The sequence below is a fragment of the Pseudomonas sp. NPDC087185 genome (assembly GCF_044744955.1).
GTDB lineage: Bacteria > Pseudomonadota > Gammaproteobacteria > Pseudomonadales > Pseudomonadaceae > Aquipseudomonas.
In genome coordinates, this window is record NZ_JBIUZK010000006.1 from 247,189 (window position 1) to 259,471 (window position 12,283).

At 63.1% G+C, this 12,283-nt stretch carries 11 protein-coding genes and 1 pseudogene; 7 read left to right on the forward strand and 5 right to left on the reverse strand.

What is annotated here, in order from left to right; genetic code table 11:
* Positions 1-174: 174 nt before the first annotated feature.
* From ACIPIJ_RS21290 to ACIPIJ_RS21305, 4 genes and pseudogenes are all read left to right on the forward strand, one after another.
* Positions 175-771: pseudogene (locus ACIPIJ_RS21290) on the forward strand (methyl-accepting chemotaxis protein); the annotation flags it as partial.
* A gap of 134 nt (positions 772-905) precedes the next feature.
* A complete protein-coding gene (locus tag ACIPIJ_RS21295; protein ID WP_401080238.1) occupies positions 906-2,027 on the forward strand; it encodes a glycosyltransferase family 4 protein in 1,122 nt (373 codons plus the stop codon).
* Entirely contained in the window at positions 2,020-2,784 is a 765-nt protein-coding gene (locus ACIPIJ_RS21300) for a DUF2334 domain-containing protein (RefSeq protein ID WP_401080240.1), read from the forward strand. Before ACIPIJ_RS21295 ends, ACIPIJ_RS21300 begins: the two co-directional genes overlap by 8 nt.
* Positions 2,781-3,773: a lysylphosphatidylglycerol synthase transmembrane domain-containing protein gene (locus ACIPIJ_RS21305; RefSeq protein ID WP_401080242.1), complete on the forward strand. Its 993-nt coding sequence runs from the start codon at positions 2,781-2,783 to the stop codon at positions 3,771-3,773. The genes ACIPIJ_RS21300 and ACIPIJ_RS21305 overlap by 4 nt, the downstream gene beginning before the upstream one ends.
* Before the next feature lie 187 nt (positions 3,774-3,960).
* On the opposite strand, the gene purU is transcribed toward ACIPIJ_RS21305, so the two are convergent.
* Positions 3,961-4,812 (reverse strand): formyltetrahydrofolate deformylase, encoded by an 852-nt coding sequence (gene purU, locus ACIPIJ_RS21310; protein WP_401080244.1) that lies wholly within the window; start codon positions 4,810-4,812, stop codon positions 3,961-3,963.
* Positions 4,813-5,108: 296 nt separating this feature from the next.
* On the opposite strand from purU, the gene mvaT reads away from it, so the two are divergent.
* Complete coding sequence (gene mvaT / locus ACIPIJ_RS21315; RefSeq protein WP_186659333.1) at positions 5,109-5,486, forward strand: histone-like nucleoid-structuring protein MvaT; 378 nt, start codon at positions 5,109-5,111, stop codon at positions 5,484-5,486.
* Between the two features lie 81 nt (positions 5,487-5,567).
* On the opposite strand, the gene sbcB is transcribed toward mvaT, so the two are convergent.
* From sbcB to ACIPIJ_RS21330, 3 genes are all read right to left on the reverse strand, one after another.
* Positions 5,568-7,001 carry an exodeoxyribonuclease I gene (sbcB, locus tag ACIPIJ_RS21320; protein WP_401080246.1) on the reverse strand — a complete coding sequence of 478 codons (1,434 nt, stop codon included), beginning with the start codon at positions 6,999-7,001 and terminating at the stop codon, positions 5,568-5,570.
* A gap of 46 nt (positions 7,002-7,047) precedes the next feature.
* The gene (locus ACIPIJ_RS21325) at positions 7,048-7,407 is read right to left on the reverse strand and encodes a PilZ domain-containing protein (RefSeq protein ID WP_401080670.1); all 360 of its coding nucleotides are present in this window, start codon (positions 7,405-7,407) and stop codon (positions 7,048-7,050) included.
* Between the two features lie 123 nt (positions 7,408-7,530).
* The gene (locus tag ACIPIJ_RS21330) at positions 7,531-7,917 is read right to left on the reverse strand and encodes a tol-pal system YbgF family protein (RefSeq protein ID WP_401080248.1); all 387 of its coding nucleotides are present in this window, start codon (positions 7,915-7,917) and stop codon (positions 7,531-7,533) included.
* Between the two features lie 180 nt (positions 7,918-8,097).
* Here ACIPIJ_RS21330 and pyk point away from each other — a divergent pair, with 180 nt between their 5' ends.
* Positions 8,098-9,552: a pyruvate kinase gene (gene pyk, locus ACIPIJ_RS21335; RefSeq protein ID WP_401080249.1), complete on the forward strand. Its 1,455-nt coding sequence runs from the start codon at positions 8,098-8,100 to the stop codon at positions 9,550-9,552.
* A gap of 33 nt (positions 9,553-9,585) precedes the next feature.
* Here the strand turns inward: pyk and ACIPIJ_RS21340 are convergent, their stop codons facing one another.
* The gene (locus tag ACIPIJ_RS21340) at positions 9,586-10,506 is read right to left on the reverse strand and encodes an iron-sulfur-binding ferredoxin reductase (protein WP_401080251.1); all 921 of its coding nucleotides are present in this window, start codon (positions 10,504-10,506) and stop codon (positions 9,586-9,588) included.
* Between the two features lie 248 nt (positions 10,507-10,754).
* On the opposite strand from ACIPIJ_RS21340, the gene ACIPIJ_RS21345 reads away from it, so the two are divergent.
* Positions 10,755-12,278 (forward strand): fumarate hydratase, encoded by a 1,524-nt coding sequence (locus tag ACIPIJ_RS21345; RefSeq protein WP_016498103.1) that lies wholly within the window; start codon positions 10,755-10,757, stop codon positions 12,276-12,278.
* Positions 12,279-12,283 lie beyond the last annotated feature (5 nt).

Sequence of the window (12,283 nt, forward strand, 5' to 3'; positions counted from 1 at the left end):
TCGTCGATGACCAACTCCGACGAGCAGTCCAACCGCACCAACAGCGTGGCCGCCGCCATCAACGAACTGGGCGCCGCCGCCCAGGAAATCGCCGGCAATGCCGCACAGGCTTCGCAGCACGCCAGCTCTGCGCGCCTGCTGGCCGAAGAAGGGCAACAGGTGGTGGAGCGCAACATCGCGGCGATGAACCACCTCTCCGACCTGATCGTCACCTCCAGCGCGCACATCGAGACACTCAACAGCAAGACCGTGAACATCGGCCAGATTCTCGAGGTGATCACCAGCATCTCCCAACAGACCAACCTGCTCGCGCTCAATGCCGCGATCGAGGCGGCGCGGGCCGGTGAAGCCGGGCGTGGTTTTGCCGTCGTGGCCGACGAGGTGCGCAACCTGGCGCACCGCACCCAGGAGTCGGCGCAGCAGGTGCAGAGCATGATCGAAGAACTGCAGGTCGGCGCTCGCGAGTCGGTCGACACCATGGGCCAGAGCCAGCGCCACAGCCAGGACAGCATGGCCATCGCCAACCAGGCCGGCGAACGCCTGGACAGCGTCACCGTGCGCATTGGCGAGATCGACGGCATGAACCAGTCGGTAGCTACCGCGACCGAAGAGCAGACTGCCGTGGTCGACTCGATCAACATGGACATCAACGAGATCAACATGCTCAACCAGGAAGGGGTCGAGAACCTGCAGGCCACCCTGCGTGCGTGCTCGGACCTGGAGCACCAGGCTACCCGCCTGAAACACCTGGTCGGCAGCTTCCGGATCTGACGTCCAGCGGCAGGCAGCATGCTGCCTGCCGCGAATCCGACCGAACAAACTATCCTTCTGGTAGGTCAACCTTTAGGCGTGTCATCGCCGGCCCATTACAGCCGGATGACAGACCCGAAGACGATCCCGGAGGGATGCTGATCGTGCACATCGCTGACATCACCATGTTCTACGCCCCGGCCAGTGGCGGCGTGCGGACTTACCTTGATGCCAAACACCACCGTCTCGGCGCCATCCCAGGCGTGCGCCACAGCCTGCTGATCCCCGGCGCCAGTGCGCGCCACGCGGATGGCATCTACCACGTGCCCGCCCCCCCCCTGCCCTTCGGCAACGGCTACCGCTTTCCGGTGCGGCTGGCGCCGTGGTGCAATGTGCTGCGTGGCCTCAAACCCGACCTGATCGAAGTGGGCGACCCGTACCTGACAGCCTGGGCTGCACTGGAAGCGCGGCGGCAACTCGATGTGCCGGTGATTGGTTTCTACCACTCGGACCTGCCGCTGCTGGTCAGTAACCGCATGGGCAACTGGTTCACGCCGAATGTCGAAGCCTATGTCAGCAAGCTGTACGGCAATTTCGACCGGGTGCTGGCGCCCAGCCAGGTGATGGCCGACAAGCTGCGCCGCCTTGGCGTGCGTGACGTGCACGTGCAGCGCCTGGGTGTCGACCTGGTCACCTTCAACCCACAGCACCGCGACACGCAGCTGCGCGAAGAGCTGGGTATCCCCGACACCAGCCGGCTGCTGATCTTCGCGGGCCGCGGCTCACGGGAAAAGAACCTGCCGGTGTTGCTCGACTGCATGCAGCGCCTGGGGCGCCCCTACCATCTGTTGCTGGTGGGTTCGAACATGCCGGCCAACGTCCCAGGCAACGTCAGCGTCATCAACCGCTTCTGCGCACCGCAGGAAGTCGCCCGGCTGGTGGCCAGCGCCGACCTGCTGGTGCATGCCGGCGACCAGGAAACCTTTGGCCTGGTCATTCTCGAAGCGATGGCCAGTGCCACACCCGTGGTGGCCGTGCAGGCCGGGGCGTTTGGCGAGATCGTCAACGACCAGTGTGGGCGCCTGTGCCGGGCCAACGATGGCCTGGCCATGGCCACTGCAGTGCGCGAGGTGTTCGAGGCGGGCGTGCGCAAACTCGGCGCGCAGGCACGCAGCCATGTCGAGCAGCATTACTCGTGGGACAACGTGGTCAACGGCCTGCTGCAGCACTACCAGGCGGTGCTCGGCCACCAGCCACGGGTGCGCGCCCATGGCTGAGGCCAGCGCCGCACCGGGCAGCCTGATGCTGGTGCTGCACGACATCGCGCCGGAAACCTGGCCGGACTATCAACCGTTCGTGCAAGCGGTCGATGCGCTGGGCAACGTGCCCATGACCTGGCTGGTAGTGCCGGATTTTCATCACCGTAATGCGCTGGCCCGCTCACCGACCTTCTGCCGCATGCTCGAGCGGCGCCTGGCGCGTGGTGACGAGCTGGCGCTGCACGGGTTCTACCATGCCGACGAAGGGCCATCGCCGCGCAGCCTGGGCGAGTACTTCATGCGCCGTATCTACACCCATGAAGGCGAGTTCTATGGCCTGGACCAGGCGCAGGCCCTGCAACGCCTGGAGGCAGGCCTGGAGCTGTTCGCCAGGCAGGGCTGGCCTGTCGCCGGCTTCGTCGCCCCTGCCTGGCTGATGAGCCAGGGCACACGCCAAGCCCTGCGCCAACTGCCGCTGCGCTACACCAGCTCCCCCCAGCACGTGTATCGCTTGCCGGATTTCACCGCATTCGATGCCCCAGGCCTGGTCTGGAGCGCCCGCAGCGCGTGGCGCCGCGGCCTGTCGAGGGTGGTCTGCGACTGGCAATGCAAGCGCTGGCGGGCTGCCGAAACCCTGCGCCTTGGGCTGCACCCGGTGGACATGCGCCACCGTTCCTCGCGCGATTACTGGCTGCGTACCCTCGACAACTTGCTGCTGCAGGGCCGTGAACCGTTGACCAAATCGGCCTGGCTGGAGCGCCAGGTAATCGCATGAACCGCCTGGGCTGGCTGGCACTGGCAATGCTGTGCGCAGTGTTGGTGCCGACGCTGCTGGGCGGCAGCGAGCTGCTCCCCAGGCTCAAGGCCTTCGACCCGGGCTTGATGCTGACACTGCTGGGCATGATTCTGCTGTGCTGGATGATCAACGCCGTACGCCTGCGCCTGCTGCTTGGCCAACAAGGGGCAAGGCTTGGGCACGTGCGCAGCCTCGGCGTGGTGATGGCCACCGAGTTCGCCATCTGCACCACCCCAGGCGGCAGTGGCGGGCCACTGACCCTCATGGCGCTGCTGGCGCGCGACCGTATTGGCCCGGCGCGCAGTGGCGCCGTGTTCGCCATGGATCAGTTGAACGACCTGCTGTTCTTCTTCTGCGCGATGCTGGCGATTGCCGGCTATGCCGTGTTTCACAGCCTGGGCCGCAGCCAGCAAAGCATGCTGCTTGGCAGTGCCTTGTTGTTGTGCTCGGCACTGGCGGCGATCGTGGCGCTGCTGCGTTATCGACGCTCCGTGATGCGCTTCAACGGGCGGTTTTTGCAGCGCCTGGGCATGTCGCCGCAGCGCCAACGCCGCTGGGCACGCAAGCTGTTGCACTTCATCGAAGCCCTGGCCCACACCTGGCAGTTACCCAAACGCACGCTGGCGCTGGTGTTTGCTCTCACTTGCGCGCACTGGAGCCTGCGCTACAGCGTGCTGTACCTGGTGTTGCAAGGCCTGGGCGTGGAGCTGTCGTGGATCCCGAGTTTTCTGGTGCAGATGCTCTCGCTCAGCGCCGGACAATTCAGCCTGTTGCCGGGGGGCGCAGGGGCTGCCGAGCTGACCTCGGCAAGCCTGCTGACGCCGCTGGTGGGCAGTTCGACAGCCGCCGCAGCGATCCTGATCTGGCGCGCGGTCACGTACTATTTTTATCTGCTGGCGGGCGGGCCGGTGTTTGTCTGCCTGTTGGCGCGCCCGCTGCTGGAGCGCTGCCGGCGTCAGGCAGGTTGAGCTGGCGCCAGAGTTCGGCGGCATCGGGGAAGTCGGTGCCGTCTTCCTCGCTCAAGCTGTCGGGGTCGTAACGGGCAAGGCAGCCTTCGCCAAGCGTCGGGGGCGGCGAGGCAGTGGGCTTGTTGCGGGAAGTTGCCATTATCTTCTGCCCAAATGTACAGGGGCCGCAATGCAGCCCCCTGGATGATCAGTCGAACACCACCGTCTTGTTGCCGTGCACCAGCACGCGGTCTTCCAGGTGATAACGCAGGCCACGGGCCAACACCATCTTCTCGACATCACGGCCAAACCGGACCATGTCCTCGATGCTGTCGGCGTGGCTCACACGCACCACGTCCTGCTCGATGATCGGGCCAGCGTCCAGCTCTTCGGTCACATAGTGGCAGGTCGCGCCAATCAGCTTCACCCCACGCAGGGCGGCCTGATGGTACGGCTTGGCACCGACGAACGACGGCAGGAAGCTGTGGTGGATGTTGATCACTTTTTCAGCGTAATCCTGGCACAGCTGCGGCGGCAGGATTTGCATGTAACGCGCCAGCACCACCACGTCCGCCGCGTGCTCCTGCACCAGACGCGACACTTCGGCAAACGCCGGCGCCTTGTCTTTCGGGTCGACCGGGACGTGGAAGAACGGAATGCCGTGCCACTCGACCATGCTGCGCAGGTCGTTGTGGTTGGAAATCACGCACGGGATATCGCAATCCAGCTCATCGGTGTGCCAACGGTGCAGCAGATCGGCCAGGCAGTGGGATTCGCGGCTGGCCATCAGCACGACGCGCTTCTTCTGCGCCGAATCGGTCACACGCCAGGTCATGGAGAACTCTTCGGCGATCGGCGTGAACGCTTCGCGGAAAGCCTCGATCCCGAATGGCAGGGATTCGGCACGGATTTCATGGCGCATGAAGAACCAGCCACTCTGCTCATCGGAGTGGTGGCTGGCTTCGTTGATCCAGCCATTGTACAAAGCCAGGAAATTACTGACTTTCGCCACGATACCCACACGGTCGGGGCAGGCGATCACCAGACGATAGGTGCGCATGAATTAAGACTCCAGAACTTCGCAAAGGCGCTCATTCTAGCGGCCCGCCCGCAAAAACGCAGTAAGCATTGCGCCCGCCGGTAGCGCCACCTCCAACCGGAGGCTGCGACAGCACGCCGCTACAGCCAGATGACAAACATGACGAATTGCAGGGGCTTATGTAAATTTTTCTTAACCTTGAGATATTTTGTCACAGCCAAATTAACAATTAATTGGCTTAGTAATCGGTTTACTTGAGAGTTTCGCCTGTCTATTATTGGCCCACACATTTCTGAACATGCATTAAGGAACACGCCATGTCCCTGATCAACGAGTACCGCGCCACCGAAGAAGCCATCAAAGAACTTCAGGCCCGCTTGGCCAACCTGTCTCAGGATGACAAGCTGAAAAAAGAACTGGAGTTCGAAGGCAAACTGCGCACCCTGATGGGCGAGTACTCCAAGTCGCTGCGCGACGTCATTGCCCTGCTCGACCCAGAGTCGAAACTGAGCAAAGCGCCACGTGGCGCCGTCAAGACCACCGCCACCAAGCGTGCGCGCAAGGTCAAGCAATACAAAAACCCGCACAACGGTGAAGTGATCGAAACCAAAGGCGGCAACCACAAGACCCTGAAAGAATGGAAAGCCAAGTGGGGTGGTGATGTGGTTGAAAGCTGGGCGACCCTGCTGGACTGATGTGTCCGCATAAAGCCGCTATTGCTTCAAATTAAAACGCCGGCTCAATGCCGGCGTTTTTATTTGCCTGGGTAACGCCACTCAGGCGCCAATGGCAAATTGCTCGGTCAATTGCCGGGCATGCGCCTGCCAGGCATCCAGCACCCGGCGCCCAGCCTCGTCTGCGTTTGCCCAGGCGCTCTGCCGGGCCTGCTCAAAGTCGCCCAGTGTGTTCGGTGCGCCCCAGTGCGCGTCGCTCAAACGCTGCTGACAGAAGCCGTACCATCGCTGGCGCTCTTCACTGTTCAAGGTCTCGGGGAAGTTGCGCGCCCGGTAACGGAACAACAACTCGGGCATGCGCGGGTCATCGAACATCCAATGGCCCTGCCCCAACTGCGCCGGGTCCAGCGTACGCACTTGCTCGCACAGGCGTCGATCACGGTCGCCCAGAAAACCGTCATACAACTGCTGTTCCGGATCTTCACTGGGAACAAAGTCATCCTGGCCGTAGATATGTTCCAGCTTGTGTTGCCACTCCTGCTGCTGACTGGCCAATGCCTCACCGCGTGATTGAAGCATTGCTAAATCAATACCGAGCCGTTGCTGATCCGCGGCACGCAATACTGAAAGCGGCGCCACGACCGGGCAGCGATTGATCTGCACCAACTTCAGCGGCACCGGTAATTGCCCTTCAGGCAATGCTTCATGGCGCGTGTACAAGCGTTCACGCAAAACCTCGGCACTTTCCCTTATTAAGGGTAGGGTTTCCTGATGCAGGTCGCACACAATCAGTGCATTGCGATTACGCGGGTGCCAGGCCAACGGCAAGACCACCCCCAGATAATTACGCGCGGCCGAGAAGCGCCCTGATATATGTACCAGCGGCTGCAACAAACGGATTTGCTCCATGACTTTGTGCTTGCTGCGCAACTGGAACAACCATTCAAACAACTTGGGCTGGTGCTGCCGGATCAGGCGCGCCAACGCGATAGTTGCCCGCACGTCGGAAAGTGCCTCGTGCGCATGGCCGTGATCGATGCCATTGGCCTGGCTGAGCAGTTCCAGTCGCAGGCTGGTGCGCCCGTCCTGTTGCGGCCAGACGATACCTTCTGGCCGCAGGGCATATGCCGTGCGCACCACATCGATCAGGTCCCAACGGCTGTTGCCGCCCTGCCACTCACGGGCATAGGGGTCGAAGAAGTTGCGGTACAGGCTGTAACGGGTGACTTCATCATCGAAACGCAGGGTGTTGTAGCCGGCGCCACAGGTACCTGGACGCGCCAGTTGCTCATGCACCCGGGTCATGAACTCGGCTTCGCACAGGCCTTGGTTGGCCAACTGTTGCGGGGTGATACCGGTCACCAGGCAAGCCGCCGGGTGCGGCAGGATATCGTCGGACGGGCGGCAATAGAGGCTGATTGGCTCCTCGACCTCGTTGAGATCGAAGTCAGTGCGCACACCGGCGACCTGCAGCGGCCGGTCGCAGCGCGGGTTGATGCCGGTGGTTTCGTAGTCGTGCCAGAAGATGGAGGTCACGGGGTCGTCCTGATTCAAGGTCGCCCCGATTCTAGCGGACCTGGCCTCAGACGGAAGCGTTGGCCGGGTTGAAGCTGAAATAGTCGCGCAGCGAGCGCACGAACTCGTCGTACTCGCGCGGTGCTTGCAGCAGCATGAAGCCCGAGTCGTAATGGCCTGGCGTCTGGTCCTCGCGGCACCACAGGCAGCTGGCGGTCAGATTGATGAACTGAAAGCCGCCACCGGCCAGGGGCAGACGCAACTGCAGCTCGAAGTCCGGCCCGACCAGCACAGGGAGCTGGCTGATCAGCATCAGGCCATCTTCAGAGGCGTTGCCCAGCTGCCCGATCGGTTGATCGGTAAAGCGGTTGAAGACCTTGAGCACACAAGGCAATTGATGGCGTTCGATATGACGTTGGTTGAACATGGTCACAAGTGCAGTCCGTACCCGGAGCCAGGAATACGAGGTACTGGCGGTTGTTGTAACAACTGAGTTACAGGTTAGCGCAGGGCGTGCGGCAAATCCCGTGAAATAAACGATACCTTGGTGTTAACGCCAAGGAGAGGTATTCACCGGGCTGGCCACCGCCGCCTCGCCACCGCGATAGTGCCCAAGCTTCTGCAGCGTCTGCAAGCGCGCCTTGGCCCGGTAGGCATATTCGTTGCGCGGGTACTGCTGGATCAGGTACTCGTAGGTTTGTGCGGCGTCCACGAACAGTTGCTGGCGCTCCAGGCACTGGCCCCGTAGCAGGGAGACTTCCGGGTGGATGAACGGCCGCGCACGGCTGGTGCGGTCGACCTGGGACAGCTCGAGCATCACCCGTTGGCAGTCGCCACGGTCATAGGCGCGGTAGGCGTTGTTCAAGTGGTGGTCCATGGACCAGCGGGTGCAGCCGACGGCGCTGGCCGCCAGGACGATAACGATCAGGGCTCGCATGGGGGATCTCCTTTGATGCCAGTGTATCGGCCAGCACCGGCAAATCTTCACAGGGTTTTGCAAGCATACCCCGACCGTTCAAATGCCACCCTGCCTTGCTTGCAGGTAGTGCAACGGAACAATGACTACAGCGCGATTCAGGAGTAGCCTTTCGCTGCGCTTCACTATAGGAGTCTGTGCATGACCATCCGCCGTACCAAAATCGTCGCCACCCTTGGCCCCGCCAGCAACTCGCCGGAAGTGATCGAACAGCTGATCCTCGCCGGCCTGGACGTGGCACGCCTGAACTTCTCCCACGGCACCCCGGACGAGCACAAGGCGCGCGCCCGCCTGATCCGCGAAATCGCCGCCAAGAATGGCCGCCACGTTGCACTGCTGGGCGACCTGCAGGGTCCGAAGATCCGCATCGCCAAGTTCAGCAACAAGCGCATCGAACTGAAAGTCGGTGACAAGTTCACCTTCTCCACCGTCCACCCGCTGACCGAAGGCAACCAGGACATCGTCGGGATCGATTATCCCGACCTGGTCAAGGACTGCGGCGTAAACGACGAACTGCTGCTCGACGATGGCCGCGTGGTCATGCGCGTCGAGACCGCCACTGCCGATGCCCTGCACTGCGTGGTGATCGTGGGTGGCCCGCTGTCGGACCACAAGGGCATCAACCGCAAGGGTGGCGGCCTGACCGCCCCGGCCCTGACCGAAAAAGACAAGGCCGACATCAAGCTGGCTGCGGAAATGGACCTGGACTACCTGGCCGTGTCGTTCCCGCGTGACGCCAAGGACATGGAATACGCCCGCAAGCTGCGTGACGAGGCCGGCGGCAGCGCCTGGCTGGTCGCCAAGATAGAGCGCGCCGAAGCCGTTGCCGACGACGAAACCCTCGACGGCCTGATCGCCGCCTCCGACGCGGTCATGGTTGCCCGTGGCGACCTGGGTGTGGAAATCGGCGACGCCGAGCTGATCGGCATCCAGAAGAAGATCATCCAGCACGCTCGCCGCAACAACAAGGCAGTGATCGTCGCGACCCAGATGATGGAGTCGATGATCCAGAACCCGATGCCGACCCGTGCCGAAGTGTCCGACGTGGCCAACGCCGTGCTCGACAACACCGATGCGGTGATGCTGTCGGCCGAAAGTGCCGCCGGTGCCTACCCGATCGAGGCCGTCCAGGCCATGGCACGCATCTGCCAGGGTGCCGAGAAGCACCCGACCAACCAGAAGTCCAGCCACCGCCTGCACACCACCTTCGAGCGTTGCGACGAAAGCATCGCCCTGGCGGCCATGTACACGGCCAACCACTTCCCCGGCGTCAAGGCGATCATCGCCCTCACCGAAAGTGGCTACACCCCGCTGATCATGTCGCGCCTGCGTTCGCACGTGCCGATCTACGCGCTGACCCCACACCGCGCCACCCAGGCCCGTACCTCGATGTTCCGCGGCGTCTACCCGATTGCCTTCGACCCGGCATCACTGCCGGCCGACAAGGTGAGCCAGGCGGCGGTCGACGAGCTGCTCAAGCGTGGGCTGGTGGAGCAAGGTGACTGGGTGATCCTGACCAAGGGTGACAGCTACCACACCATCGGTGGCACCAACGGCATGAAGATCCTGCATGTCGGTGATCCGCTGGTCGGCTGATAGCCTAGAAAGGGGCCGCTTTGCGGTCCCTTTTCATGCATGCTCGACAAATACATCGGCAAACACCTGATTCCTCGGCACCCCCGCAATAAACAGCCGCCGCGCAAACCGCTCGACACTCACTGCCGAGCCACACAGCAGCGCCACGGTTTGCCGTGATGACGGCCGCAATGCCGCCAGCGCTTCATCCATCTGCTCAGCCAGCACCCGCTCGACCGCCACCCCTTCAATCGCCTCCAACGTCTCGGCCAGGTAATGCCCTGCGTGGTCACGCGCCACATGCATCAACCTGATTTCACCCCGATGCCCCTGCCGCAACGCCTCGCGCAAGATGCCCCACAATGGCGCAAGCCCTGTACCCGCCGCCAGCAACCAGAGCGGTCGCGCCTGCCAGTCGGGGTCGTAATGCAGCGCCCCGCCTCTGAGCTCGCCCAGGCGCAGCACGTCGCCGACCTGCAGCCCTCGGGCTCCGTCGCAAAAAGCCCCTGGCTGCTGGCAGTCGATATGAAATTCGAGAAAATCATCTTCACCCGGCAGGCTTGCCAGGGAATAGGGCCGCGCGACCGATCCGTTCCACAACACCACATGCTGGCCAGCCTGGTAACGCAGCGCCCGCTCGGGCCGCAGGCGCAAGCGCACGACATCACCGATCCAGTCCAATCCACAGACCTGCGCGGGAATGCCCTCCTGCAGCGGGTCGAACACGGCCACGCGCACGTCGCCCACTACCCGGCACTGGCAGGCCAGGCGCCAACCCTGTGCGTGTTTTTCCAGTGCCAGCGCTTCGGGCAAGGCATCCGCCAGCTGACCGTCCAGGCAATGCACCAGGCAAGCGTGACAACTGCCGGCGCGGCAGCTGTAGGGCACATTCAACCCCGCCTCGTTCAAGGCATCGAGCAGGTTGCTGCCATTGGGCACCGTCCAGCGGCGCTCGCCGACACTGAGTTCAGGCATGGTCATACGTCTCCGGGTCTACAGCGCCACTCTAAGGCAAGCCGGCATCGGCAGCAAAAAGGATGCCCGCCCGCTGCCGACCATGGTCCAGACCACACGCAGGTGTTTCGCCGCCACAGGCGCGCTATACTGCCGCGCCTTTTTACGTCGGCCTGACCTGCCGACGCCTTGCCAGGCGTTTCGACACACCGGTGTGCAGTGTCGGAAGGCCTTTACGAATGTTCCCGTCTTTAAGAGGAGCGCGCTGCATGACCGTGATCAAGCAAGACGACCTGATTCAGAGCGTCGCCGACGCCCTGCAATTCATCTCGTACTACCACCCCGTCGACTTCATCCAGGCGATGCACGAGGCCTACCTGCGTGAAGAGTCGCCTGCCGCGCGCGACTCCATCGCCCAGATCCTGATCAACTCGCGCATGTGCGCCACCGGCCACCGCCCGATCTGCCAGGACACCGGTATTGTCACCGTGTTCGTGCGCGTCGGTATGGACGTGCGCTGGGACGGCGCCACCCTGAGCGTCGACGACATGATCAACGAAGGTGTGCGTCGCGCCTACAACCTGCCTGAAAACGTCCTGCGTGCGTCGATCCTGGCCGACCCGGCCGGTGCCCGCAAGAACACCAAGGACAACACCCCGGCTGTCATTCACTACTCGATCGTCCCTGGCGACAAGGTCGAAGTGGACGTCGCGGCCAAGGGCGGCGGTTCCGAGAACAAGTCGAAGATGGCCATGCTCAACCCGTCCGACTCGATCGTCGACTGGGTACTGAAGACCGTGCCGACCATGGGCGCTGGCTGGTGCCCGCCTGGCATGCTCGGCATCGGCATCGGCGGTACCGCCGAGAAGGCCGCAGTGATGGCCAAGGAAGTGTTGATGGAGTCCATCGACATCCACGAGCTGAAAGCCCGTGGCCCGCAGAACCGCCTCGAAGAGATCCGCCTGGAGCTGTTCGAGAAGGTCAACCAGCTGGGCATCGGTGCCCAGGGCCTGGGCGGCCTGACCACCGTGCTCGACGTCAAGATCATGGACTACCCGACCCACGCCGCCTCGCTGCCGGTGTGCATGATCCCGAACTGCGCCGCCACCCGCCACGCGCACTTTGTGCTGGACGGCTCGGGCCCTGCCGAGCTGGAAGCGCCGTCGCTGGACGCCTACCCGGAAATCGTCTGGGAAGCCGGCCCAAGCGCCCGCCGCGTCAACCTCGACGACATCACCCCGGAAGAAGTCGCCAGCTGGAAGCCGGGCGAGACCATCCTGCTCAACGGCAAGATGCTCACCGGCCGCGATGCCGCGCACAAGCGCATGGTCGAGATGCTCAACCGTGGCGAAGAGCTGCCGGTGGACCTCAAAGGCCGCTTCATCTACTACGTCGGCCCGGTCGACCCGGTCGGTGACGAAGTGGTAGGCCCAGCCGGCCCGACCACCGCGACCCGCATGGACAAGTTCACCCGCCAGATCCTTGAGCAAACCGGCCTGCTGGGCATGATCGGCAAGTCCGAGCGCGGCCCGACCGCGATCGAAGCGATCAAGGACAACAAGGCCGTCTACCTGATGGCCGTCGGCGGCGCCGCCTACCTGGTGGCCCAGGCCATCCGCAAGTCGAAGGTCCTGGCCTTCGCCGAGCTGGGCATGGAAGCGATCTACGAGTTCGACGTAAAGGACATGCCGGTCACCGTCGCGGTGGACAGCAACGGTGAGTCGGTGCACATCACCGGCCCTGCGCTGTGGCAGAGCAAGATTGCCGAAAGCCTCGCGGTAGAAGTGAAGTAAGACAG

Bases quoted from the DNA above. Each gene is read 5' to 3' on its own strand.
- ACIPIJ_RS21345 (WP_016498103.1), top strand. From the start codon at position 10,755: ATGACCGTGATCAAGCAAGACGACCTGATTCAGAGCGTCGCCGACGCC.
- purU (WP_401080244.1), bottom strand. From the start codon at position 4,812: ATGCGCACCTATCGTCTGGTGATCGCCTGCCCCGACCGTGTGGGTATC.
- ACIPIJ_RS21295 (WP_401080238.1), top strand. From the start codon at position 906: ATGCTGATCGTGCACATCGCTGACATCACCATGTTCTACGCCCCGGCC.
- ACIPIJ_RS21300 (WP_401080240.1), top strand. From the start codon at position 2,020: ATGGCTGAGGCCAGCGCCGCACCGGGCAGCCTGATGCTGGTGCTGCAC.
- pyk (WP_401080249.1), top strand. From the start codon at position 8,098: ATGACCATCCGCCGTACCAAAATCGTCGCCACCCTTGGCCCCGCCAGC.
- ACIPIJ_RS21340 (WP_401080251.1), bottom strand. From the start codon at position 10,506: ATGCCTGAACTCAGTGTCGGCGAGCGCCGCTGGACGGTGCCCAATGGC.
- ACIPIJ_RS21305 (WP_401080242.1), top strand. From the start codon at position 2,781: ATGAACCGCCTGGGCTGGCTGGCACTGGCAATGCTGTGCGCAGTGTTG.
- ACIPIJ_RS21325 (WP_401080670.1), bottom strand. From the start codon at position 7,407: ATGTTCAACCAACGTCATATCGAACGCCATCAATTGCCTTGTGTGCTC.
- mvaT (WP_186659333.1), top strand. From the start codon at position 5,109: ATGTCCCTGATCAACGAGTACCGCGCCACCGAAGAAGCCATCAAAGAA.
- ACIPIJ_RS21330 (WP_401080248.1), bottom strand. From the start codon at position 7,917: ATGCGAGCCCTGATCGTTATCGTCCTGGCGGCCAGCGCCGTCGGCTGC.